This is a genomic window from Citrobacter sp. CK191, assembly GCF_030333435.1.
Taxonomy (GTDB): Bacteria; Pseudomonadota; Gammaproteobacteria; order Enterobacterales; family Enterobacteriaceae; genus Citrobacter_B; species Citrobacter_B koseri.
In genome coordinates this window covers 275,170-299,808 of the sequence record NZ_JAOWFX010000030.1, presented here as the reverse complement: position 1 = coordinate 299,808, position 24,639 = coordinate 275,170, and the positions used below count along the sequence as shown (strand labels likewise).

The window sequence follows — 24,639 nt, the reverse complement described above, 5'->3', positions numbered from 1 at the left end:
GTTTTTTCTTATTCTTTTGAAAAGATATATCTCTTATGAGCTAAAGCTCATGTGCTGACGCACGGCTACGCCCTAACTCTGTAAAATATATTTAACGATTTAACAATGGTCCTTGCTATGTTTTAGGGTAAAGCCAAAAGGATCAACATCTATTCTTTTATTCATGATTAAATATTTTCGATCCTATATTTCATAACAGCATTAGCACTAAAAGATATAGTATTTGCTCTTAAACGCATAGGAAAACTATATTCATAGAAGCAGCACTTAGTGATTGCTCAAGACAATCACACTGCTGAAACAGGGTTCATCCCTGTTAATGATGGATTTATCCATAAAGAATTGCGGCGTAGCCGCTATAACGTAGAGGAAAAACAATTGTATATTTACTAAAAAATCAGCAGCGCTTCGTGATTGTATAAAACAATCACTTGCTGTCCATAACATCAAGTAAAAAAATAGCGGAAAAATAGACGGTGCCATTTAACCGGCACACTCCCCGTTAAGGTTATTAAACATATTATAGTATTAAGGAGGCGTAACCTATTATATTTAAAAGAGATTTGACGAAAAAAGTTTCCTGTACGGAAATTTAAGTTTCTTCTGTGGAAACCGAAATTTCCTGTACGGAAACTAAAGTTTCTTCTGTGGAAACTTTTTTATAGTTAAAATTTCCAGAAAGAAGTGAACACTATTTCGCAAAAGTGTATTATTTTTCCTTTTTTCACATTTATTTTTGACAAAAGTATATCCTGCATTATATAGAATAAACATAAAAACAATAAAAGGATAACCGATGAGCATTGATTACAATACAATAATGACCTCCAGCAGTGAAGAAGTGGAAGAATATATAAACAGAAATCATTTTACAGACAAACAGAAACTGGAGATTTACAGTTTTTATAACAGAAACAGAAAAGATAAAATAACCGTAAATGTAAAAAAAGAGAGAAGCTCTGATATTCAACCGGGAATAGCCTATGTTCATGCTTTTCTTGATAATCTGGAAAAACTCGGAAAAAATATGTCTGGCGCAGAATACACAATAATGATCCGCTTATGTAAACTCATGCAGCATGGAAACCTCATTGCCAGTATATCTCAGTCGGCACTCGCAGAAGAGCTTAATATGAGCAAATCTAACGTGTGTAAATGCTGGAACAAGCTAGTAAATAAAGGCATTCTGGTCAAAGAAGGGAAGCATACCATGATAAACGCAAATCTCTTTCTGAAAGGCCAGTACAGAACATTAAATGCCACAAGGAAAGAATATGTTAAGAAGTCGCTGAGAACGACCAGTGAAGGCATAGAAGACGTATTCGTCACCGTTTATAAAGATACGGTACTTACAAATAACGCAGAAAAAACAATCGATAAAGAAAATGATAAACCTTTACTTTCTACTCCCGACGAAGATATTGACTGGGACTCTGTTTCAGAAGATGGCATTTTTGTTGATTATCCTGAAGATATTGATCAAGAAGAAAGAATATAGTTTTCATCTGAATATTATCATTCTTATTTCTCGGTTATATTTGACACTTACACTATATCTCGTAATATAAATATATCCACTATTTTATTTACGAGGTATATATGAGGAAAGTAAAATTAGACAATGATGATTTAATTCAGTATCTGAACACCATTAAAGCATTAAAAAAATATCCAACGATGTCTGAATACAGAGAGGAATATCGCAGGCTAAGAACCGATGGCTCACCCTTGATTGAAGCAAAAAAATTTAAATCGGCACATACCGAACTTCTGAGATTAGACAGGAAGAAAAAGTCACTACTCGAAAAATTTATTGAAGAACTCAACCCTGTAAGTCACGCATCAGCCCTTGCATCAAGAAAGCTTGAAAAAGTACAAGAGTCCATTATCTACCGAAAGTCATTACTTGAGAAAAGCCCTGATGAACTCGTCGCTCTGGTCATAAAACAGCGCACAGAAGCTGCTATTGAGTTCCAGCGTTCTGTTGAACAGAGTCTTGAGCAACTTTCAGATATATCTTCTGATTTTAATGCATCAGCAACAAAGCGCCGAAAATTTTCTATCTAAAATAAAACTACCATACTGGCAGTATATTACCAATATGGTGGTTTTATTTTATAACTCATGTGGTGATACACGATCACGCTCCATTTTCTTAAGCAACCGTTGTAATCTTTCTGCCCTTAGCTTTTGAGCCTTCTTCTCACCAATCTCCTGATAGTATTCTTCCCGACGCTCCGCAACAACTTTGCGGAACTTCTTCAATAAACGTTCCAGTGTTTTCATATCTGTTGCCTGAGCTTCGGCTTGGATTTTTTTGTACATATACAACACATGAAATTCATCAATCATTTTTGGCTCCTGTTTTTATTTACTGTTTTTTAGTTAGCCCCTTGCGGGGCAACTTTTAGAACTCATTTCCTGAATCGTTCTGAATGCCACACTAACAGAGCAGCAATCTGCTCGAAGTTAACTTCATTAATACTCCCGCTATCACCTTCTTGGGTTGTAAATCTCTCAAAGTTATTCTGAATATGGTCAATGATGTTCATAATAAATGGACTCATGAAATCAGGATCATCAAGATAGTCATTAGCGTCTCCATCTCCATTCACTTCCTGAAAAAGCTTCCAGCTTGCCTCTAACGATCTTATAGCAAGATCAAGGAACAGCTGTGTAGACTTATTTGTTACTATAGTTTCTTTAGACATAATTAATCCTCATTTTTACATATTTGTTTGACTTATTTTATTTAGCCCCGGAATAGGGATAAAGAGATAACTACTTTTTATAAACCAGATTAATGATCACTGATCCGTATCTTAAATCCATTTCACTGACAAGCTCGTTATTAACATACCTGTTCAGTGCGTCTGTAAGGTTTTCATCATCCATTACTTCCTCTGCTGAATACCCACATAGCGCAATGAACGTACTGACGCTTGCTTGGATGGTGCAGAATATTTCAGGCGTTTGCTCACATAGCAGACTTACTGATATTGCAATATTATCATTCATTTAAATGTTCCTTTATTGAGTTGATTATTAGCCCCTTGCGGGGCCATATACTGACCACATGACCATTAGTTTGAGTTAAAAATAACGTTGTGCATATGTCTCAGATTCACTTTGACCTCATCGAATAAAACATCTCTGAGAGAGCCTGAGCTTTTACACTCCTTAAGAAACTTATTAAATCCTTCCTTACTGTTTTCTATTACCTTGTCAAAAACATCATCCATATATATTCTGTCTTCAACCATTTTAACAAATCTATCGCCCATGTATTCCTGCATATTACTGATATAAAGCTCATAGCAATAAAATGACTTTACAAGGAATAATCTGGTAGATTCATTGTAAACTTTGATTTCGTGGACTTCTGTTATTGCTTTACTCATTTTTATTTCCTTCTTTATTTTTAAGTGAACGTCCCCCTACAGAAATCTGTATGATTTTGGTAAGGGATATTATTTACAACAGTTTTATTTTATTATGTTTACATAAAACCTCCTTAGATCATTATATAGATAATATTTGTTAAACTGCTTGTTTTCGTGATGCCTGAATAGCTCGTTCAATCCACGCATCCACCTCACTTTCAATAAAGGCGATTGCTCTCACACCTGTTTTTATCTGTGCGGGAAAGCAACCCGCTTTAATAAGCTCATATATCCATGTTTTCCCGAATCCAGTTCTGCTCATTACTTCAGGTAAACGAATAAGCTTGGGATGTTTATCTGTTTTGATTTGAACCATATTTATCTCCTGTGTTGTTCAATGAGATAATTGTATGGGTTTTTCTTGTGATTTAAGAGGGACGTTCGAGAAGAAGTTTTTTACGCAGATTTTTGGGAGGATAAAAATAGGGTATGTTCAGGTTGAGTGAATGTAGGCGATATCCGCATTGCGCAACACACCGCCTCCGGGAATGTCAGTCCTCACCGAGTTCGTCAGTGATGAGATCCTGAACCTTCCAGTGTCTTCTGTCGTCGTATCTATATGTAAAATCTACAAAAGACTGATAGTGAGCAAGGTTTGTAAGATACTTAACTGCCAGAGGATGATCTGTTGACTTCACCTTATCAACATCACGGATACCGTCTTTAAACTCATCAGGGTATAAAAAGCTGGTCAGTTGTGGCATACCAATCCTGACCTCTTCATCCTGCGCCCAGTACAGCAGGTCCATGATGGGGATAATGTTGTAATCTAGTATTTTTTTAAGGTTGCTGACCCCAAAGCGAAAATCTCTGGCTGGAGGCTCAGGAGCCTGTAGCTGCTGTTTCCACTCAGGAACCATGACTTTCAGGTGATTGATGATTTCTTCGGGTGATGTTTCTGCCAGATTAATTTGAACCAGCATCAGCCCTTCGTTGTTTACCTCGGCTTCCTTCAGATAGTGCGAGACTTCCATATGAGGTAGGGGTTTTCCTTCCGGGTTAACGTATTTATCGAAAGCCGCAACATAACCCGCCACTTCCCATAGCCCTTGGTGTGTTACAGGCTTGATGGCATAGCTGGAAGATAGTCTTTTTTCTGGTCCACCGAAAATATCACCAAAGACGACTTTACCTTCAATCAACTCTTCGTAATATCTCTGATGCCTACTAAGGTTTTCGGGAGACAACTCAGCCCGGTTTTGTTCCATACGATAGGCGACAATCCTGTTCTCTATCTCTTGGAAAAGCTGTTCCACTGTCAAATTTTGCAGGACGCTGTAATTTTCAATGTTGAACCACTCATTAACAGCGCTGGCGATCTCCGCTTTGGTCATGAGGTATCTATCCTTCTGGCTTTACTTATCGCTTTGATATGTTATGAGTAAACATATCGGATTTGATGACGGTAATCTATTGAATAGAGCAGGGAAAAGCAGAGGAACAATCAATCCAGACTTGAAGATTGTTCAGTGAGGTTCGGCAGGGTATGTTGTCATAACCAATTGAATATAATTGACTTTATTTGCAATCACATTTATAAATTGATGGTACATTTGTTGGTATAGTTAAGGTTATTATGATTATTTTACATTTATTTCATACATTTAATACAAATTACGATTCCGAGTCCGGCACCACTTTCTTGCTTGTTTTGCGCGTTTCTATGAATCTCTATATGTAGCGGGTTCAATAAGTTAGCGGAAAACTCTTCCCAGCGGATATCTATTTATCTGTCTGTATCTGGGGCTTTTGGTGGTCAACCTGGTTCGATAAAGGAATGCCCCCCAAATGGCATTAACCGATAAACAAGTCCGCAGTGCAAAACCTTCTGACAAACCTTATAAGCTCGCTGATACGCTGGGTCTGTATCTTCTCGTAAAACCCAATGGTTCCCGCATCTGGGATCTCAAATATCGCTTTGAAGGAAAAGAGTCCAGGGTATCATTTGGCTCTTATCCCGAAACGTCTCTTGCTGTCGCCCGCGAAAAACGCGATGACACCCGGCGGGTGCTAAAATCCGGTTTTAACCCTTCTCAGTAGCGCAAGGCCGAAAAAAAGGTTGTCAATGAGTTACGGACGTTTCAGTACATCGCCACGTTGTGGCATACCGATTGCCTGAAACTCTGGTCAGAAGGTCACGCCGATAAAATTCTTATCTGCCTTAAACGCTACGTTTTCCCCGATATCGGCGCAATGGATATTGCTACGATTGAAACCCGGCATCTCGCACTACTTGTCAGAACTATTGATGATAAAGGCGTACATGATGTCGCCGGGCAGGTTCGCCAGTATCTGACCAAAGTCATGCGCTACGCCATACAGAAAGGCCTGATTAAATATAATCCAGCTTTCGATCTGGATGGCGTCGTGACCCCTGTTGTGACCCAACATCACCCGCCCTGCCCCTGAAACGTCTGCCGGATGCCAGCCGCCAACAACTTTGCCTCCATTTGAACCAGGCTTTTGTTTTGTGATTGTGGTTTTTTTTACAATATCGTAATTCATGCTCTTGCCCTGGGTACGCCATTTTGATGAACACGGGCGTTTAACCGAAGCAATGAGGCTCCTGTGTCGCCAGCCGGGTAATCAGCAGCAGATGGGGGTGAAAGTGCGGGAAATTAACATTCCCCACTGTCATTCATTCGGTGCCACAGGTTCAGGTTTTGTCCACGCATACAGCCTGAAATGCTTCCCACACGCCAGGCAATCTATCTTCGGGTTTTCCTGCGAATATTTTGTCACGCAATACGTTTTCAGGCGCGCCGAACCACAGTAAATACAGCGAACGCCCTGCTCCCCCGGAGAAAATCCCACCAGCAAACGGGGATACGGTGTCACCGCCCTGTCTTTGCACAATTCATCAACCAAAGGCCGGAGCCGTTTGCGGTACTTCGAATAGCTACTCACTGCTGGGATCAGGCACACCGCACGCGCCTGCACGGGTTTCCAGGAGGTCCAGAGAGACACGGCCACCGTATAAAACCGGGGCCAGCATTTGACCGGAATATTATAAAAAATCGTTTTCTCAACAGACACAAACCGTTGCTGGCAGGCGTGGCCGTAATAAACGGCATTCGGTGATGTATCCGTCTCATATTTAGACAACTCGCGACCACCGCACCAGACACACTCATAAACATCCCCCATCAGCGGGTTCATTGCATCCAGCCGATCAATCAACTCCCGCAGCACCGGTTCCCGCAGCCAGACCGCACTCAGATGCTCAAACTGCGCCGGAGTGGTGTGTGTAAACTCGCGCCGGAACCAGGCGGGTAATGCATCGCCCTACGCTCTTTTCATCCCTGCATCGTCAGTCATCCCCCCTTCCTCCGACACCGGATGCCTACGAAACCGTTTTCCACAGTCTTCACATATCACCAGCGGTTTTTCAGAAGGCGCATCCTCGCTATAAACCAGCCAGGACGATCCACAGTCAGGGCAACGGACAAGCGTACTCAGATCACTGCCCGGAAAAGCAATGCTGGCATCAGATTTGAACAGCGCCACTTCCCGCTCTGGCTCAGTGCGCAGGGACGGCTCACGATCTGCCCCGCCATACCGGCGGTACAGTGACTCCATCAGCACATAAAAATTCATCCCGCGCACATCCGGGAGCGATGACGTTTCCCCTACATCAGGGCGTGCTGGCCTGTGTGTTGCCATTCCCAGGACTCCTGACTTTCCGTGTTAATAATTTTGAGGCAGTGAAATGAGTTGATGCTGGCGTACAGCGCAAAAAAGTATGACAGCACGGTACCCAACAGGTAGATCTCGCCTTCACAGACAAAGGGGGCGGGATTGATCCACTGCGTGGTGGACAGACCGCGAACCGGGACGCCTTTAAACAGACGGTCAACCGGGCGGGATTCCATTTTTTCGATGGCATCGAGCTTCTGTGAGGAAAGTCGCGCCTGCTGTGGATGGTGGATACCCGGCATATCGAAGGTACGCAACACCTGGATCAGTGCTTCCCGGTCCAGCAGCGAAAGGTAGTTCAGGTTCATGCAGGAAATCAGCGACCAGTGCATATCGCCATCCGTTACCGGATATAGCGGGCGGGTCGGGCGCGTAACGTTGCTGAAAGATGCCACCGCCGGATTTTTGTTAACAGCCTCACAGATATCTCCGGTATGCAGTGACGCAGGTAACATCCGGTTAGTGCAGACCAGCGAAGCGGTGAATACTTCACCGTTCAGCCGGGAAGAGTCAGGCTGATTGCCATCGGCATGAACAAAGGCAATGGCGTGCTCCAGACCACGATGAAACAGGGAGGTTCTGGTACGGTGGTGCCAGTAGACAACTTCACGCTGACGGCTGTACTCGATCTGATGCTGAAACCCTTCAAACTCGGGCCAGAGGCAAAACTTTTTCCCCTGACTGGTCGTCGGGAGCTTACTGGATACTGATTTTACCCGAAAGATATCGCAGGACTCCGGATACTGCTGACTGGCATACAACAGGTACTGTGGTGCGCTGCTAACGCTGATGGCACACCGGATGACGAAAACGCGATTCGGTGGATATACGAGCCGGGGAGCTTTACGCCGCTGGCGCGTTATGAGAAAGGGCAACTGCACTATGCCATCACAGATACGGTTGGCCGCATTCAGGAGCTGCTGACCGAAGACGGCACGATTGTCTGGCGGGGTAAACAGCAATTCTGGGGCCGGGAAGAAAGTGCGAACGACGATAACCACTCATGCAGACTGCGCTTTCCGGGGCAGTATGAGGATGCGGAGTCAGGGCTGTACTATAACCGGTTCAGGTACTATGATTGCGAGACAGGGCAGTACATTTGTGCAGACCCGATAGAGCTGAGGGGGGGAATAAACCTCTATAGTTACGCTCCGAATCCTCTCTCATGGATAGATCCGCTGGGATTAAGTTGTAAGACTGTCAAAGCTAAAAGTCGAAATGATGCTTTGAGACAAGCTCAGCAGCATGCTCAAGTACCACGAATTTCGCGGGGTGGTGAAAATATTGGTCTGGATGATTTAAATTTAACCAGTCGTGGAAATAATTGGGGTAAAATGAAAGCCAATGGTGGGCAATCATTAGGTCGGCGTAATCCCAATGGGAAAAATCAATGGTTTGAACACCCCGACGGTCATCCTGATGCTGGACAAGCTGGTATTCCTGAGCATCATTCTGGTGGTCATATACATGCGATAGATCCTAAAGGTAATGAGGTGATTTTTACATGGTAAATAATATGCCTGAAAGATTAATTAAATTCCCCATTTCCGAATGGATGGTTCAATCAGGTCGTTTCAAAACTGATTTACCATCGGTAGCTTATTGTATTTGCTACCAATACAATATAGATAGTAATGGATATGGTCCTTATGGTTTTTTAACGGAAAGATCGGATAGGTTATTGTCAATTTTATTTACTAATCTTATGTTTTTTAGTAAAGAGGGCAAAACGCTTGATGCTTGCTCAACCCTAAGTAAGAATGGGGTTTATTTTTATGGTAACAATAATGATCGAATGAATAAACAGTTAGTGGAGTATCGCAAGGTGCTTCTGAAAAATAAGCTAAGAACTAACAAAGGATTATTAGAAGAAACCTGTCCTGAAAAACCTATATTACTTAATCTCTATAATGATTATGGTGGAATTGAAGTAAGTGTAATAAATTCTTTAATAGAAGAAGGTTATCACTTTCTATTTGATTGTTTTTTTACTCCAGTAGCCGGGAAAAGTATAATTGTTTTTGATTGTAATATATGGGATAGAGCCATTGAATATTGCAAAAACAATGGAATTGATTTTCAAGAGGTTGACTCAGTTGATAATTTGAAAGAATGGTAAGATTGTTTTTGTAAGTTAGCTAACTGATTGATAAAAGAACCGGGAAGAAATTAAATCTTCCCGGCTTTTTTATTATTTAGCCTCGTTCAGCATACTAAACATCCCTTTCTGCATTCCCTTAACCGTCTGTTTAGCCTGATAAAGCTGCTCGCGCAGCTCCTGCACCTCGTTGCACTCAGCCATCAGCACAATGCACCCCTCTGAAATCTTCACCGTCACGCCGCGCCCGGTCTCAAATCCCGCCTCTTCCAGCGTTCCCTTTAAGGTGCAGGCTGGGGCTGCGTGTATATCTGGTGGGGACTTTGGTTTTACGGTTGGTGCGGGGGATGCGGCATAACCGACTTTAAGACTGTGCCGGGTTTTGGATGAATATCTATGTATTTAACTTACTGATTTAATAGTACAATAATGAGTGTGCAGATAGCTTAACTGATCAGGGTATGGCGGTAGCGTATGTATTATGACCTGGTAATTTCAGGTCAGTATGACCGAAACTGACGGTATAAACCGGACTTCGGTCAGATTACGCAACTTGACCCGATAGGTCTGGCGGGGGGACTGAATCTTTATCAGTATGCACCTAATCCACTGTCATGGCTCGATCCGCTTGGGTTATTAAGATGTGGTCTGACTGGTAATGAGGTTGGTGATGCTTCGAATCTGCCTGTTATAAAACCTGGTTCTAAAGAGTGGAAACAGGCTGTTGATACGATGAGGAATAATGGCAGTAGTAAACCTAATTTTAGGGTTGCAGATAAGAGTACTGCAGAAAGTCTATTGAAAGACTCCAAACCTAAAATCCCGGAGTATCCAGAGTATTTTGGAAGTAAAAATTATCCTGATAAAACTGGTTTTGAACATCATCCTAATGAGTCTCATACTATAAATGCGCCAGAGAATAACCTGCCACATATAAAATGGTCGGATTACGGTTCAGGTAAGAAGGCTCCTGGTAGCGGAAAAGGACATATTTTTTATGACTGATATCATTTTTGATGAAGCTCTCTACCCTATAGCCTGGCGTCTGAATTCAGAAGATTGTCGTTTATCTCCTGATGAGAAAAGAAAGATTGTGCTTCTTAATGGGGACGAGTCTGAGAAGCTTTGGGATCTAGTTTTTCCATTTGATATGTTAATGAGTATTAAACCATCGCAATGTCGTATCATTGAAAAAATGGAATTAGATTTTGATGAGGCAGAAGAATCTGCATTTTTTTTTCGCGAGAAGTTAAGAGGGTTCTCCGATATTTTATTCTTTTGGGGGCGGAGAGCAGCGGCTATTGTCATTTCTTCAGATATTTTTATAAAAGCATGGGATGATTTTTTCTATCCTAGTGATGAAGCGAGTATTATTTATATTCCGAATACAAAAAATATAATTTTTTCTTATGAAGAAATATTTTTCTATGCTGAAATATTAAAATAAAAGTAGCCGGGTAAGAAATTAACTCTTCCCGGCCTTTATAGCGGCACTATGCTTTGGAAACCCTGTCTTTGGCCTTAGAATAGTGCGATGGAGTATCGGGGTATGGTGGTAGCATGTCTGCATGATGCGGGCGTTTTAGCAGATTATGGTGCAGATTGACGGTACTATTGATTCAGGGGATAGGATTGTTCGGATGACCCGATAGGGCTACTTGGCGGGTTAAATCTTTATCAGTATGCGCCTAATCCTCTTTTGTGGATCGATCCGCTTGGTTTAAGTGGAGAACCGATAGGCAGTGAGAACAATCCATTTGGTTCTTCTCGCGCTGCTCGTCGTGAAGCTATGAGGCAAGCAGGGATACCCACCAACCAGCAACCGATCAGTCAATCACAAAATAGCTCTGGTCGAGAATATTCTTACGAAACACCGAAACCAAGTGGCGGTACTGGCTTATCATCTGTGCAAGAACAAACAATGGATATTAGCTATCCAGATAAGCCACATTGGGAAGCAGGACAAGTTAAAACAGATAACTTTGGAAATCCCCGAATGAATAAATATGGGCGTCCTCAATTACGTAATGGTAAAGGGAAAGCATATTATGATAAAGGAGGATGCAAATGAGTGTATCTGAATATAAACGAGCATTGCTCTATAGAAAAGCTCAGGCTAATGTATGCAAAAGTGATTATTTTAATAAAATACAAGCATTTACCAATGGTGTTGTTGAAGATGGTAAGTTTCTTACCCTGGAAGAAACTGATGGTATTATAAATTTTCTCAAAGAGAAGGAAATAAGTTCAAAAACTAAATTGAAAATTGATAACTATCAACAAGTTGTTGAATTTATCAAAGAGAAAGTTGCAGGTCTTTCTTCTTATTTATTAATTGATGAAGAATGGAAGTTTTGCGAAATATATAAAATAAGCAATGGGTTTTTTAGTGATTATAACTTTTATAAATTACATTCAGACGAGATAAGAATAATATCTTGCAATCTCTCTTTTCAGATTCAAATAGACTATGACTACAATGAAATAGAGTGTAAATATATTCTGTATAAATAATCTTCCCAAACCCTGATATCAAGGAGTTGATAAAAATGTTCCAAAAGATAACGCTTCTTTTAACTCTGATGTCGTCGGGTATTGTTGCTTGTATTGCAGCGGAACCAGATAAAATACAGTCAGACAGCATTATCATGAATAGTTTTGAGGTTGGTGAGATTCCTGACCTGGGGCACCCCGTTTGCACCCTGAGCCTGGCTAATAATAAGAAAGTGGATTTCTATAACTATGTTGAAGGAGATATCTGTCCCCCGGATGGAAGAAATTGTACGTACACTGCTATCATGAAATTAAATGGGGAAATAGCTATATTGAAACAAATATCGTCAGGTGAAAATAACTCAGTATATAGAAATAGTGATTTCTATATTTCCATAAAACAGACTCCGATGACAGAACCAAACAATGATGAGGGAAGCGACGTTAAAGCTACTATCGTCCTCAAAACAAAACAAAACAAAACAAAACACAGTGAAAAGATTCTTAATATGACTGGATACTGTAGGGTTTAAAAAATGAGTATCCTCTTTCGAGAACAGAACGTTCAGAATAAATATTATTTTTGTAATACATAATTTCATCCGGGAAGTAAATTGATGGGAAAACCACAGGCCAGGAGTCACCGAAAAATGTGGACGCCCGAAGAACTGGAATTCGTAAAGACCTACTATGGTATTGTTCCAACAGCAAAGATTGCAGAAATCCTGGGACGAACTTTTGACGCGGTCAGATGGGCAAGACAGCAGTCCCCGAACGGCATGATGATGGTACTTGTTTACCGCATCAGTTGAACACTGGACTTAAATCCAGAGGATGGTACGAACACCCTTTGGATTTATCATTATCCGCATTTTTACTGCACGAACGCATCTACCTTCAGATCCTCCTCCATCAATCTTTTGTAACACCCCCCCATTTTTTCTGTTTTTAATTTCATTAACTTAGATTTAATTTAAGATTCATCTTATGCCACATCCAGCTCCGCCAGCATGTCCCTGACCTTATCCAGATTGCTTTCAACATACTCCAACTGCCGTTCTCCGAAGAAAACACCGGCGTGATAAACTGTAAACGCAACGATGTCGTCAGGATTTATACATCCACGGTACGCACGGGCAAGTTCAAGCTCCCTGCCTACCAGAAGTAACGTTTTAGCATTGTCAATGAATCAGAAAAATCACTCGGCCAGAAGCGTACGAAGAATGCTTGCCGTACAACCGACTGCCCCCGAGCTGGCCGCTCTGCATGCACAGAAGGAACTGCCTGCTGACACGCGGAGATATAATGTCATCGTAACCGCCATGTTAATTGACCTGGTTTAAACTTTAAAATAAAGCGACCGCCAATTCCCTATTCTTAACTGTACAAAGATATTTTCTTAAAACTTTATTACAACATAACAAATTGATTAATAATGAGAAATAAAGTATCTTTTTTGCCGAGTTACTTTCCAGGGAAATATCTGCTTTATATGTACATCTATTTCAGATTATTTTTACTTTATTAAAAAGTTACTTCCCTGATATTTGTTTCCAACGTTATTATTAGCTTAATAAGGTGCATATTTGTATGGAAATATCAACACACACGCTTTCTGACGGTATCGTTCTGACACATCGCTCCCCTTCAGGCAGTACAAAAAATCCAGTGATTATTTTATGTCACGGCTTCTGTGGCATCAGGGAAATTCTGTTACCTGAGTTCGCCGAAGCCTTTACCCGTGCAGGGTTTTCCACGATCACATTTGACTATCGTGGGTTTGGCGACAGCGACGGTGAACGTGGCCGTCTGGTTCCCTCAATGCAAATTGCCGATATCCTTTCCGTTATTAACTGGGCAAGGGAACAACCCGGTCTTGATGACGAAAGAATCGGTCTCTGGGGAACATCGTTTGGTGGATGCCACGTCTTTGGTGCCGCAGCCCGGGATTCGGGGATCAAGTGTATTGTCAGTCAGCTTGCCTTTGCAGATGGCGAGGTTATCGTCACTGGTCATATGAATGAAGCAGAGAAAGAGGCGTTTATTGCAACCCTCGACAAAATGTCAGAGAAGCAAAAGAACACCGGAAAAGAGATGTTTGTCGGAGTTACCCGTGTATTAAACGATGCAGAGTCAAAGGCCTTTTTTGAGGAAAACCGGGCACAGTATCCGAAGATGGACATCAAAATACCATTCCTTACTGTGAAGGAAACGCTCCAGTACAAACCCGCACTGAATGCCGCACAGGTGAGCTGCCCCACGCTGATTGTTATTGCCGGTAAAGATACCGTTAATCCTCCCGAACAGGGACGGGCATTGTTTGATGCTGTCGGTGCAAAAGAGAAAAAACTGTATGAAGAGAATGAAGCCCGTCATTACGACATTTATAGCGGGGAACACTTCAGACAGGTAATCTGCATTCAGACTGAATGGTTCAGAAACTATCTGTAGTCTCTTGACCAGACATACAATTTGCGTTTTGGGAGGGCTCAAAATGGACAGTGAACTGCAATAGGGATATATGTGTCGCGTAAACTCGCCCTCCTGTTGTTGCAGCCCCAAAACCAGTATTCACTAACGAATACTGGTGATACAGTTAAGGGCAATCTAATGTCAGTTTATATGTCGAAGACGCGCCATCGACACCAGGTTTAGATATGTAGCCATATTTTAATTCACCACCGCCGCCTTCGGTTGTGTTTTTCCCCCCTGCACTAACAATAGGCTGGTCATTTAAATACCACTCAAGATCGTCCCCCTCAATTTTTTCTATTGAAATCAGTCCGTCCCCATCCCCCTCAACAGTTCCGATACTTGTCAATTCCCACCACGTTTCTTTCAGGTTCTGATTCTGGGGAGAGATTATAGCAACTGTTGAAGTTTGTCGTGATTCTAAAATCGTTTGACCTATATGCTTTAATTCCGTATTGTCCTCGGCATCGTAAGTAAATGCGCGTACCACGAGGGACATCAATACAGTGTCCCAATCATACATTTGCGTAATTTCAGCCAGACTCGGGTTCCATGGTGTAAATGTTTCAGTATTCATATCGCATGCAGGATATGCATGTTTACCGAAAGATATTCCACTGGATATATCGATGAGTCGTAGTTCAACATATCTGCCATCATCATTACGTTGAATACAAAAATTTCTTATTTCGTTTGGGTTCGTTTCTAATGATGTAATCAGTTCATGCACTTTCAACGCAGCTATCGAATCAGGATAACTACATTGGATCGATATACTGGCATTAACCACGAATGAAAACATGGAGGTTAGCAGGATGGAAATACGTAACATAATTGCAATCATCTGTTCTCGAATAATATTTTGCACACAAAAAACAACTGGCGTTAATAAACTTACGTTTTCAGAGAAGTCAGGAGCAATATTATTAACGAATAAAAATATTTAGATATATTCATTCATTGCTGTTGACTTTCCTGAAACCGGAATATATGTCAGTCATAATCAAATGTCAGGTTCACCCAAGCTGTGAATGTACCAGCGCCTACGCTTTCGGGTTTTATCGCCACATATCCGGCTATAAAAGTGTAGCTAGTTTCCTCGCCTACGGGCTCAGGAATGAGTGAAACACGGGAGGTACCATCAGGTAACAGAATATTACTGTTGGTGTCCATTAGACGTAATGCCACATTACTGGCACCTCCAATATTCTTGAATGCACTGATATCGACATCATCCGGGTCCCCTGATGGCACAATATTCACTTTACTGACGTTCGTGCCGCAATTTATACCAACAGAAAAAGACTTCAGACCCTGTATCGGTTTACGCTTAAAGGAATTCGCGAAGATATCATCAAACAACACCGTCTGTACCTCATTCGTAAACTTACAGGTCGATGCAGGCCATCTGCGGACAATTTTTATACTCTCTGACGCGGTTGTTGCAGCCACCGCAGCGGATAAATCCATTATGGTGATCATACCCGCGATGATATAGAACGCACCAAACATCCCTCTGACTTTCATTACAAAATTTTCCTGTTAATTCATCGACATATTCCGTCAACGCGGGCAACGGGTGAGGCGAGTAACTTTTCAGTCAAATGATAGCTGACCACACATGACTGATTCACATCTTTACTCCAGCTCACCTGAACTTCACCACTTTCAGGCATTCCAGACAGATAAACCTGCCCGTCATCGCCGACCAAACCACTTGTGCTGCCCCCTGTGACAACAGAACCAAAAGGAAGTGGTTTGCCATTACGTGTCAGCGTAAATAATATGCGATAGCCACGGCGGACATTAAAATCAACACGAACCACTGCCCCCTTTGTCGGGATTATTCTGGCTGTACCGGCATCAACAATATCCGTGTGATCGTCCAGTGATTTACTGTCAACAGAAACACGGTTTTCGCGGTAGGATGTAGTGTAGGGCTTGATGGTATAGCCTCTCCAGTCTGTTCTGACACCCGGTTCGTTCTGAATACTGACGCCCTGCACACCACCGGAGGAAATAAGCACAGCTGTTTCACCGGATGGTTGTCCGATCGTCAGCCCGTTGCGATGCAGGATTGCACCACCGGACATGCTATAACTAAACTGCTGAAAATCATTTCCGTAGCTGTATCCTATACCGGTATTACCGTATGTCCCCCTATAGGCCAGGCTGGCGTTACCAGAACCATTCCGTTGACCACTCAGGTTCTGTGATACGCTCCAGTTGAGGTTGTTTTCTTCGAGCAACGTGCCACTCAGCCCTGCCATTTGGCTGTTCCGGCCTTTCCCATCACGACTCCCGTAAAACGAAGCATATGTGTTGTTATTCCCGGAGTCAGGTGAAAGTAATCTTCCCAGTGGAAGCGAAAGAGACAGCCCTATCGTACGGTCAGTCCAGGAAGGCACAGCAGCATTCTTCTGGCGGGTATACCCGTAGTTTATTGAATAATTAACAGAACCAACCGTGCCGCTGTATCCAATCTGAACAGAATCACGGCTCTGGTTACTCTTCCAGTAAGTCTGCCTGACACCAGACAACCACACTGAGCCATAGCGCCATACTGGCTGGGATATACTGGCTTCAAAACGGGCACGTTTGCTGTTGGTCAGGTCGTAATAATCAGAGTGGGTATCCGTTACCGGCCGACCATACCGATCCAGTTCGTCATGGTCATACAGACGTCCTCTCATCTTCCTGAGTGCTGTTTCTTCCAGAGTATGGAAACCTTTTGTCGAGTACCGATATCCCGTCAGACGAAGTCGGGTGCCTGTATCATTAAATATACGTGAATATAAAAAACGCACTGACTGACCGCGATAATCCTTTCCATTTGCGAGAGTGCTGTTGGCATGTGTTATATCGACGGAAAGCGCCCCCGGCCGTCCCATATCAATACCTGCACCGGACTGAACGGCCAGGTAATCCGGTGAATACTGTGCACCACCATAAAACGTTGTACCTCCCGGGCCGCCCCACACCAGTGTTCCTTGCATAAACAATGGATCACCATACCGGCTACTCATGCCACGAAAACGTGCCAGCGTCAGACCATACTTCATCCGACCTTTGCGAAGCAAAATGGGCATAGAGGTGTACGGAACGGTGAATACATTCACTTTTCCATTTGCCTCACTGACAGTGATACTGAGATCCCCACTGGCCGCCATCGGATTCAGATCATTAATCTCAAACGGTCCGGGTGGAACCGTGGCTTTATAAATGACATAACCATTCTGGCTGATGGTAACGTCAGCGTTATCGTCAGCCATCCCCCGAACAACAGGGGCAAACCCTCTCATCGAGTCAGGATACATATTGTCGTCTATTGTCAGTTGCCCCCCTCTGAAGCGAAGAGAATCAAAAATATCGCCTGATGTTGTACCTTCCCCGATTAACAACGCACTTTTAATCGAAACCAGTGGTCTTTCCACATAGGAATTTATACGCTGCCATTGCTGACGGCGACCATACCGACTTTCGTAATAGGTCCACGTATGAAAATCTCTCAGTCGCCACGCACCAACATTCAGTCCACTGTTGAGACTCAGAAAGTAGTTTTTGTCATTTTCCGAACGGGTAAAACGGTTGCTGCCGCTGAAATTGTAGTTCAGCAGAGCAGCGTTAATACCGTCATCCCAGAAAACCGGATCTATGTAACCTCTGGAAGTGTTTCGCACATACAATTGCGGGATACTGATATCGAGTCGCATCCCTGCGAAGTTAAATTTATAAAATGCACCAGAGATCTGTTTAGCCAGCAATATACAATTACTATTTTGCTGTCCATTCATATCTGGAAAAAGTTCAGTTCTGACTCCGATAATGCCTAAGTCCCCTGATGTCAGGCAGGGGAAAAGTCCTGTTTTATCTTTCACTCCTGCCTCAGACATGGAATTAGCAGGTAAAGAATTAAACTCAACTGTTTTTCGGTTGATAAATGAGCCATTCAAATAAATATCAACCTCATATGTTCCAGGCAATTGTGTCCCGTCCGCGCTGAAGTTCGATATATCCGCAATGGAACCATTACTGATATTCAGCAACTCCTTTGGGAAAATCATTTCGGCAGCAGTTTGTTTCAGGAAAAGAAAAAACGATACCGGAATAAATATTGCTATCGTTCTGAATAAATACATTACACGATGCCCTGTAAGTCAACAGCCAGTACGCAAATTATTTTATTTCGCCAGTCAATTCATTGGACATTCCACCGTGATCATTTATGACCTTATAGGTCAGTACCGAGGTATGTGTGGGTGAGGGAAATGTTTCATGCCCCATAGGAGGAACCATGACGTTCTTTGAGACTACTTTTCCGTTTACTGTTATCTTCACCATTGTTATGTAATACGGTGTCGGATTACTGACTGTAATCTCTGAACCATTGCGACTAAAATTCAGCTCAGAAGGCGCTTTTTCAACGGGCGGCAGTAGTCCATCCGGGCGCACAAACAATTTTATTCGTATTGCTGTGGCCAGCATCAGTACATTCCGTTCTTTCACTTCATCTTTATTAACGGCTGGTATGGCTTTTACTGTCAGGCGATAAAGCGACTCTCTGTCAGTGGGCAACGTTCCTCCCAGAAACATCAGTCTCAGGGCATTTTCATCCCCTGGGTTGCTGACAAAAAGTGGAGGCGTCAGGATGAAGTCACGGTTTTTCCCACCGGAAGCATCTTCCACCCATGACTGAATCATATATCGTTCCAGCTCTGAGGTGTTGCGAACCGTAATATTGGACTGTTTCTGATTCAGAGGGTAAATAATTCGGGTCTGATTCAACACTATCCCACCAGCGTATGATAATGCTGGCATAATCATACCTGCGAACAACAGGATAGCCGTTATAAATACATTCGGTACCAACAGGAACATAATCATACTCCTTCACCTCCCTCTCTCCTCCTCTCCCAGGAGAGGGGGAAGTGAAATTTTTTTATTCGTAATTCAGAGTAAAGTTTGCAACCGCATTTGCTTCACCGGCCTGGGTTATTGCCAACGTTGAAATATAACGGGCGGAGAATGGCAGGACATTGTTACCCTCATCAAGAGGTTTTGCGCTGGATGCCTGGGAACCATTCAGTTTCAGTGGAGTGCCGTTCTCGAGGATCTGAATCCCCACACCTGTAGTGGCAAAACCAGATGTGTTCAGAGTCTCATCTTCGCCATCAGCCAGAACATCGCCGGAGAATGTTACGCTAGCCGACCCCGCGCTTTCCCCACAATTTTCCAGATCGATGGTGAAATCTTTAGGTGCAGTGGTACTGCCTGCCCCAGCAATAAATGCCGTCGTGGCTACGTCTCCAAGTTCGACAGCCTTACTACGGGAGCCGGAAGACAGTTCACAGGTTGCTTCAACGATATTGCCGGTGAACACAACCGAGCTGGTTTCCCCTTCAACGGCATGTGCAGAAGAAACCATAAATATCGCCGGGATAAAAATCGCAAATGTATTTATTTTCAAACGGTATTTCCTTTGTCCTTAGTGAATAGTAAATGTAATGTTATGCAGGCAATCATTCACCAACCGAGTAGCCCTTTCGATACATCGGTAAAAATAAAAAATTAACATTGCTAAGAGCTCTCAACATAAAAGGTGTTTATCGCAATATTAATAATGAGATACAGCCATCGCTCTGAATGCCCACTAATAAAAATTAGCCGCAATTACCCTTAGTGGTTACCTCAATAGTGGCAATCGGTTTGGGGCGGAGAACATCGTTCAAATCAGATCCATTCCCTTTGTTTTTACTTTCTTTCCATCGACATTAAATAAAACGGTATTTTGGTCTGTATACTTAAATGAGAATCACTTCTCACTAGATTTGCCTGCTGAAACAAGATTTAACAGTTTGAAATATTCATATTGCAGCAATACATCGATCATTTACCCCATTTTCCTGTCATGCCCAGGATTTTATTTCTCACGAAAAGCCCTTAACTGCTATTTTAGGGTGCTGGTTCGACCAGAATAGCCCACCATAGCTAAATAGTACTTTCATCTGACATTACAGGTAAAAATCACTTTTTATAGTTAAAATCAGCGAAAGCATCAGTAGGCACACCCAAATATAACACCATATATAGTGTTATATTTTTTATAAAAACTGTAGAAAGTGATAAAACCGGTTAGCTGTAGCTAGCTCAGGAAGGCTCGAACAGTATGATCAAATTCATCTACTCATCTTTTGACAGCGCATCCATTGCAGATGTGGCTGCACCAACGCCCGGCAGAGCCCCAGGTCCGCTACCGATCAGTCGATTACGGCAGTATGTCTGGTAGCCAATGACCACCTGAGTCATCACGATATAAATCCATCTCCCGTCTCGTTTAGGCTATTATCGTTAGTATATATTGTATTCAGAATGACAACTTTCAGGATGAATATGAGTAAGTTACGCACTGCAATTATCGTGGATGATCATCCCCTCGCGCGTCTGGCTATCCGTGGAGTGCTGGAGAAACAGCGCATTACTGTAATCAACGAATATGAAGACGGGGCGACTGCGCTGGAAGCGTTAACAAAAACGGCTGCGGATATTGTTGTCGTGGATGTCGAGATCCCCGGAGTGAATGGCGTCGAACTGGTAGAAAAGCTCAGAGCACGGCAGTTCACCGGAGTGCTGATCGTCGTGTCCGCGAAAAACGATCGTTACTACAGCAAACGTTGCGCTCAGGTGGGCGCTAACGCTTTCATCAGTAAAAAACAGGATATGGAAAACATTCTGGCCGCCATTAACGCAGCGCAAAATGGTTATAGCTATTTTCCTTTTTTCCTTGAAGCCCCCTCAGTTGCGTTAACCGATGCACAACGCCTGGAATCCCTCTCGGCACAGGAGATGAAGGTGATGGGCTATATGCTTAATGGTCTTGATAATTCACAAATTGGCGATGCAATGCATATCAGCAGCAAAACGGTCAGCACCTATAAAACACGGTTAATGGAAAAGTTAGGCTGCAAATCATTAATTGAGCTGCTCTCATTTGCCCACCAAAATAAGCTGACCTGATGATGAATAAATGGCCCATATTCGTGCTCATTGTTTTATCGATTACCGGGCGTGGCGTTCATGCCCAGGATGAGCTACCCGTTGAGCTGGAGTTGTCGGGCTACAATTACATTACGCCGGTTCCTGTTTATCTGAGTGAGGATGACAAGCGCTGGCTGAAGCAGAAAAAAACGCTTAAGGTTGCGGTTTATCAACCAGAGCAATCGCCCCTCGTGCAGACCACGCTCACAGGACGTTACCGTGGGATGAATGCCGATTATCTTGCGCTGATTCAGCATTCACTCAACACCCACATCAGCGTGACGGTCTGGAAAAATCAGGAATCGGCAATTCATGCGCTGAAAGCGGGCGAAGTCGATATGGTATTGACCGGTCTGGAGAGTCGCCCTTTCACCGAAGAAGGCATTCTGTCCTCGCAGCCGCTGGTACATTCCTGGCCAAATTTAGTGACGTCGTTAGCCAATGTCATGGTTCCCTTGCAGAGTGCGCAAAGCACCCGGGTCGCTACTGTGAATCACTATCCTGATGAGGGGTTTATTCAGCAGTCATTTCCTAACGCAGAGATCATTAATTACCCCACCTATCAGGAAGCGCTCAGCTCCGTCGCGCATGGGCAAAACGCCTGGTTTGTTGGCGACTCACTGACAACCAGCACCTGGCTATCGCAGGAATTTAGCCTCGCGTTGACGACGGTGAAATACTGGCCTGAACCACAGAAAAAAAGCGCCTTTTTATTTTTGCCAACGCAGGAACGTCTGCTGACAATTGTGAATAACACGCTCAGCGCCATCGATGAAAATGTGCATGGGCAAATAGCCCAGTCAATGATCGATAAAGGCAATCTGTCCTTTCTGTTAGAGCCGCTTAACCTGACCAACCGAGAGAAACAGTGGCTGAAAAGTCATAACACACTGCGTGTCATCATTAACCCGTGGTTTGCGCCTTACACTATGGTCGACAGTAACCAGGAAACGCGGGGCGTGGTGGGGGATATCCTGAATCTGATCGGTCTGCAAACCGGTATGCAGTTTGAAACCATTGTCGTCAAATCGAACGAAGAAATGGTTTCTGAAATGAAGAAAAACAACTGGCATATTGTGCAGGCCGCAACCTACGACTTGAGCCGTGAAAACGCGCTCTCCTTTACCCATCCCTTTATTACCACCCAATTCGTCACCGTTGTCAGAAAAGAGAATACGCAGGAAACCACGCTACGGGCAGGGATGAATGTGGCGATCGGCGCCGACCACGCGTTACTGGCAAAGCTTAAAGCCCAACACCCCGGCATCCAATGGAAAGAGGTGGAAAACTCCAGCGTAGCCTTGAATCTCGTGGCGACGGGAAAGGTGGACGCAGCCATTTCAAATCAGCTGACGGCCCGCTATATGAGCGAGCATTATTATCCCGATCAGCTCGCCTGGCTCCCGATTGCCGGTGAAGCGCCGGCGGCAATCAGTTTTGCCGTTCCCCGTTCCGAACCGGAACTTCGGCAGATCCTGGACAAAGCCCTGGATGATATTCCGCAAAAAGAGATTTTCCAGATCGTCAGTAAATGGATACGCCTGCCGGACGTCAAAATTGATACCTGGGAGTTGTATAACAGACCGTTCTATCTGGTGGCGATACTGGCGACGTTGCTGGTGGTGAGCAGCTTGCTGTGGGCCGTTTACCTGTCGCGGAAAGTCCGCCAAAGGAAACGTTCTCAACGCTTACTGGAGGCGGAACGAAACAAGGCACAGCAGGCCAATGAAGAGAAGCGGGAATTTCTTTCCCATATGAGCCACGAGATCCGAACGCCGGTCAGTGCAATTATGGGATTTCTGGAACTCTTGCAGCTCTCCCCCGCTCGCTTCAGCCCTGAGGATAAAGCATCGGTGGATCAGGCCGCCCAGGCCTCGCGATCATTGTTAAAACTGATTGGCGAGATCCTCGATCTGGAAAAGATTGAATCAGGACTCTTAGACACCGTTCCGCAGTGGGTAAATGTTGATGCTCTGATAAAAGAAAAAATGACGCTGTTTAGCGCACTGGCGGCCCAAAAAGGGATCGACCTGCGTTATGACTCGCGGCTGGACCCGCAAGAGGCGATGCATCTGGACCCCCAGTTGCTGGGGCAGGTACTCACCAACCTCATTGGCAACGCGGTTAAATTTACGCAGCAAGGGCATGTCAGGATTTCGGCGACAAAGTCCAACGCGATGCTGGCGCTCTCGGTGAACGACTCCGGTCCGGGTATTAGCACTGAAGAACAGAACCGTTTATTCACCGCCTTTAGTCAGGGGAAAGCGGGTAAGCATCATCGCGGTTCGGGCCTGGGGTTAGCGATCAGCCGGGCATTGATGACGCAAATGGGGGGAACCATCGCGCTGCAAAGCGAAATAAACCGTGGAACCACCCTGACGCTGAACCTGCCCGTGCAAACCTCGCGTGATATCACGCCGGTATCTATTGACGCGCCCCCACCCCCTCCCGTTATTCAGGGGACGCTGCGGGTATTAATCGTTGACGATCATCCCTCCAGTCGACTGCTCCTGAAACGCCAGCTTGCAACGTCAGGTATTGTTGCGGATGAAGCCGAAAACGGCGAAGAGGCCTTACGATACCTTCAGCAACATCATTATGATTTGCTTATTACCGATCTCAATATGCCCACAATGGACGGCATTGAACTTACCCGTCAGGTACGGAAATTTAATCGCGACCTCACCATCTGGGGGTTGACCGCCTCAGCGCAAGAACATGAACGCGAACGCTGTCTTGCGGCAGGCATGAATGCCTGTATTTTCAAGCCGATTACGTTATCGCAAATCTCGCACTTCCTTTCAGGAATGTGTGAGACAGCCAATACGATGTTTGATATCGAAATGCTGGGTATGCTGGCGCAAGGCAACCGGGCGCTCATGCTTACAGCGTTAAAAGATGCACAGCAGGAGAACCGCCGTGATTTAATCGCCGCCCGACAAGCGGCGCATACTGAAGATTATCTGACCGTAAAGCGCCATATTCATCGCATTAACGGGACTGCCCAACTGCTGGGCGTTAAGGCATTAATGAAGGTAGCGCAGTCGCTGGAAGATAAACTACCTGACGCCATTTCCGCCGCAGACCTTGCCACAGACCTTGATCGCATCGACGCCTTACTTGATGAATTAGATCAGGCTATCGCAACATTCATTCCATAACCTTCCTACACGCGTAGGCGGCGCCTGACAGAAAAATAAGGTGCCGCTGATGTTGTCCCGTTGTTAACCAGGTAAAATTAGCCTTGTTCTGACGGAATATATTTCGTTAATTAAACCTGGGATATTTCCTAAGAAAAATCCATTTTTACCGTCATTTCAAGTTTCAACTATCAAATGACATCAAACCATTAAACCACACCTATCAATAGTGATAGTGTTAAATTTCATCTTTATGGCACAT

At 43.9% G+C, this 24,639-nt stretch carries 26 protein-coding genes and 6 pseudogenes; 16 read left to right on the top strand and 16 right to left on the bottom strand.

All coding sequences use genetic code 11. From position 1 onward, the window contains the following. Positions 1-796: 796 nt before the first annotated feature. Entirely contained in the window at positions 797-1,498 is a 702-nt protein-coding gene (locus OGV82_RS10920; RefSeq protein ID WP_101744079.1) for a helix-turn-helix domain-containing protein, read from the top strand. Positions 1,499-1,599: 101 nt separating this feature from the next. After that, the gene (locus OGV82_RS10915; RefSeq protein WP_101744078.1) at positions 1,600-2,067 is read left to right on the top strand and encodes a DUF4756 family protein; all 468 of its coding nucleotides are present in this window, start codon (positions 1,600-1,602) and stop codon (positions 2,065-2,067) included. Positions 2,068-2,115: 48 nt separating this feature from the next. On the opposite strand, the gene OGV82_RS10910 is transcribed toward OGV82_RS10915, so the two are convergent. The 6 genes from OGV82_RS10910 to OGV82_RS10885 form a co-directional block, all read right to left on the bottom strand. Next, the gene (locus OGV82_RS10910; RefSeq protein ID WP_000564587.1) at positions 2,116-2,352 is read right to left on the bottom strand and encodes an H-NS family histone-like protein; all 237 of its coding nucleotides are present in this window, start codon (positions 2,350-2,352) and stop codon (positions 2,116-2,118) included. Between the two features lie 62 nt (positions 2,353-2,414). Further along, positions 2,415-2,711: a hypothetical protein gene (locus tag OGV82_RS10905; protein ID WP_101744077.1), complete on the bottom strand. Its 297-nt coding sequence runs from the start codon at positions 2,709-2,711 to the stop codon at positions 2,415-2,417. Positions 2,712-2,781: 70 nt separating this feature from the next. Continuing rightward, a complete protein-coding gene (locus OGV82_RS10900; RefSeq protein ID WP_101744076.1) occupies positions 2,782-3,018 on the bottom strand; it encodes a hypothetical protein in 237 nt (78 codons plus the stop codon). Between the two features lie 65 nt (positions 3,019-3,083). After that, on the bottom strand, positions 3,084-3,401 hold the full coding sequence (locus OGV82_RS10895; protein WP_000030115.1) for a hypothetical protein: 318 nt from the start codon (positions 3,399-3,401) through the stop codon (positions 3,084-3,086). Between the two features lie 139 nt (positions 3,402-3,540). After that, positions 3,541-3,759 carry a helix-turn-helix transcriptional regulator gene (locus tag OGV82_RS10890; RefSeq protein WP_000249902.1) on the bottom strand — a complete coding sequence of 73 codons (219 nt, stop codon included), beginning with the start codon at positions 3,757-3,759 and terminating at the stop codon, positions 3,541-3,543. 175 nt (positions 3,760-3,934) lie between these two features. Continuing rightward, entirely contained in the window at positions 3,935-4,777 is an 843-nt protein-coding gene (locus tag OGV82_RS10885) for a DUF6387 family protein (protein WP_101744075.1), read from the bottom strand. A 454-nt stretch (positions 4,778-5,231) separates the two neighbouring features. On the opposite strand from OGV82_RS10885, the pseudogene OGV82_RS10880 reads away from it, so the two are divergent. Further along, positions 5,232-5,866, top strand: a pseudogene (locus OGV82_RS10880) (tyrosine-type recombinase/integrase); the annotation flags it as partial. A gap of 211 nt (positions 5,867-6,077) precedes the next feature. Here the strand turns inward: OGV82_RS10880 and OGV82_RS10875 are convergent. From OGV82_RS10875 to OGV82_RS10865, 3 genes and pseudogenes are all read right to left on the bottom strand, one after another. Beyond that, positions 6,078-6,635, bottom strand: a complete 558-nt coding sequence (locus OGV82_RS10875; RefSeq protein ID WP_145991252.1) for a hypothetical protein — start codon at positions 6,633-6,635, stop codon at positions 6,078-6,080. A 249-nt stretch (positions 6,636-6,884) separates the two neighbouring features. Next, positions 6,885-7,106, bottom strand: a pseudogene (locus tag OGV82_RS22880) (type VI secretion system baseplate subunit TssG); the annotation flags it as partial. Next, positions 7,073-7,909 (bottom strand): annotated as a pseudogene (locus tag OGV82_RS10865) (type VI secretion system baseplate subunit TssF); the annotation flags it as partial. The pseudogenes OGV82_RS10865 and OGV82_RS22880, both read right to left, overlap by 34 nt. On the opposite strand from OGV82_RS10865, the pseudogene OGV82_RS22960 reads away from it, so the two are divergent. The 3 genes and pseudogenes from OGV82_RS22960 to OGV82_RS10850 form a co-directional block, all read left to right on the top strand. Then, positions 7,865-8,266, top strand: a pseudogene (locus tag OGV82_RS22960) (RHS repeat domain-containing protein); the annotation flags it as partial. The pseudogenes OGV82_RS10865 and OGV82_RS22960 sit on opposite strands and share 45 nt — an antisense overlap. Positions 8,267-8,365: 99 nt before the next feature. Further along, entirely contained in the window at positions 8,366-8,650 is a 285-nt protein-coding gene (locus OGV82_RS10855; protein ID WP_145991251.1) for a hypothetical protein, read from the top strand. Next, complete coding sequence (locus OGV82_RS10850) at positions 8,644-9,258, top strand: hypothetical protein (protein ID WP_047461254.1); 615 nt, start codon at positions 8,644-8,646, stop codon at positions 9,256-9,258. The genes OGV82_RS10855 and OGV82_RS10850 overlap by 7 nt, the downstream gene beginning before the upstream one ends. A 72-nt stretch (positions 9,259-9,330) precedes the next feature. On the opposite strand, the gene OGV82_RS10845 is transcribed toward OGV82_RS10850, so the two are convergent. Together OGV82_RS10845 and OGV82_RS22870 are read right to left on the bottom strand one after the other, a co-directional pair. After that, positions 9,331-9,471 (bottom strand): hypothetical protein, encoded by a 141-nt coding sequence (locus OGV82_RS10845; RefSeq protein ID WP_257983259.1) that lies wholly within the window; start codon positions 9,469-9,471, stop codon positions 9,331-9,333. 30 nt (positions 9,472-9,501) lie between these two features. Then, positions 9,502-9,639, bottom strand: a pseudogene (locus tag OGV82_RS22870) (hypothetical protein); the annotation flags it as partial. Positions 9,640-9,759: 120 nt separating this feature from the next. Between OGV82_RS22870 and OGV82_RS10835 the strand changes: the two are divergent. From OGV82_RS10835 to uilS, 8 genes and pseudogenes are all read left to right on the top strand, one after another. Continuing rightward, positions 9,760-9,882: pseudogene (locus tag OGV82_RS10835) on the top strand (RHS repeat-associated core domain-containing protein); the annotation flags it as partial. An 87-nt stretch (positions 9,883-9,969) separates the two neighbouring features. Further along, positions 9,970-10,242 (top strand): hypothetical protein, encoded by a 273-nt coding sequence (locus OGV82_RS10830; RefSeq protein WP_127891255.1) that lies wholly within the window; start codon positions 9,970-9,972, stop codon positions 10,240-10,242. Continuing rightward, positions 10,235-10,684 carry a hypothetical protein gene (locus OGV82_RS10825; protein WP_180961895.1) on the top strand — a complete coding sequence of 150 codons (450 nt, stop codon included), beginning with the start codon at positions 10,235-10,237 and terminating at the stop codon, positions 10,682-10,684. Before OGV82_RS10830 ends, OGV82_RS10825 begins: the two co-directional genes overlap by 8 nt. 252 nt (positions 10,685-10,936) lie before the next feature. Then, on the top strand, positions 10,937-11,308 hold the full coding sequence (locus tag OGV82_RS10820) for a hypothetical protein (protein WP_174957257.1): 372 nt from the start codon (positions 10,937-10,939) through the stop codon (positions 11,306-11,308). After that, positions 11,305-11,751 carry a hypothetical protein gene (locus tag OGV82_RS10815; protein WP_047461252.1) on the top strand — a complete coding sequence of 149 codons (447 nt, stop codon included), beginning with the start codon at positions 11,305-11,307 and terminating at the stop codon, positions 11,749-11,751. Before OGV82_RS10820 ends, OGV82_RS10815 begins: the two co-directional genes overlap by 4 nt. Before the next feature lie 35 nt (positions 11,752-11,786). Next, positions 11,787-12,263, top strand: a complete 477-nt coding sequence (locus OGV82_RS10810; RefSeq protein ID WP_047461251.1) for a hypothetical protein — start codon at positions 11,787-11,789, stop codon at positions 12,261-12,263. A 117-nt stretch (positions 12,264-12,380) separates the two neighbouring features. Further along, positions 12,381-12,542: a hypothetical protein gene (locus OGV82_RS10805; protein ID WP_180960686.1), complete on the top strand. Its 162-nt coding sequence runs from the start codon at positions 12,381-12,383 to the stop codon at positions 12,540-12,542. A gap of 778 nt (positions 12,543-13,320) precedes the next feature. Then, entirely contained in the window at positions 13,321-14,181 is an 861-nt protein-coding gene (uilS, locus tag OGV82_RS10800; protein ID WP_047461249.1) for a UilS family quorum-quenching N-acyl-homoserine lactonase, read from the top strand. A 145-nt stretch (positions 14,182-14,326) separates the two neighbouring features. Here uilS and OGV82_RS10795 read toward each other — a convergent pair whose 3' ends face one another. From OGV82_RS10795 to OGV82_RS10775, 5 genes are all read right to left on the bottom strand, one after another. Then, positions 14,327-15,070: a hypothetical protein gene (locus tag OGV82_RS10795; protein ID WP_145991249.1), complete on the bottom strand. Its 744-nt coding sequence runs from the start codon at positions 15,068-15,070 to the stop codon at positions 14,327-14,329. A gap of 125 nt (positions 15,071-15,195) precedes the next feature. Next, positions 15,196-15,729 carry a fimbrial protein gene (locus OGV82_RS10790; protein ID WP_101744072.1) on the bottom strand — a complete coding sequence of 178 codons (534 nt, stop codon included), beginning with the start codon at positions 15,727-15,729 and terminating at the stop codon, positions 15,196-15,198. Positions 15,730-15,749: 20 nt separating this feature from the next. Next, on the bottom strand, positions 15,750-18,341 hold the full coding sequence (locus tag OGV82_RS10785) for a fimbria/pilus outer membrane usher protein (protein ID WP_101744071.1): 2,592 nt from the start codon (positions 18,339-18,341) through the stop codon (positions 15,750-15,752). Positions 18,342-18,378: 37 nt separating this feature from the next. Next, positions 18,379-19,080, bottom strand: a complete 702-nt coding sequence (locus tag OGV82_RS10780; RefSeq protein ID WP_161800003.1) for a fimbria/pilus periplasmic chaperone — start codon at positions 19,078-19,080, stop codon at positions 18,379-18,381. Between the two features lie 61 nt (positions 19,081-19,141). Next, positions 19,142-19,669 carry a fimbrial protein gene (locus OGV82_RS10775; protein WP_012135104.1) on the bottom strand — a complete coding sequence of 176 codons (528 nt, stop codon included), beginning with the start codon at positions 19,667-19,669 and terminating at the stop codon, positions 19,142-19,144. Between the two features lie 923 nt (positions 19,670-20,592). On the opposite strand from OGV82_RS10775, the gene evgA reads away from it, so the two are divergent. Beyond that, complete coding sequence (gene evgA / locus OGV82_RS10770; RefSeq protein ID WP_371320451.1) at positions 20,593-21,216, top strand: acid-sensing system DNA-binding response regulator EvgA; 624 nt, start codon at positions 20,593-20,595, stop codon at positions 21,214-21,216. Beyond that, positions 21,216-24,398 carry a response regulator gene (locus OGV82_RS10765; protein ID WP_101744070.1) on the top strand — a complete coding sequence of 1,061 codons (3,183 nt, stop codon included), beginning with the start codon at positions 21,216-21,218 and terminating at the stop codon, positions 24,396-24,398. The genes evgA and OGV82_RS10765 overlap by 1 nt, the downstream gene beginning before the upstream one ends. Positions 24,399-24,639: the final 241 nt, after the last annotated feature.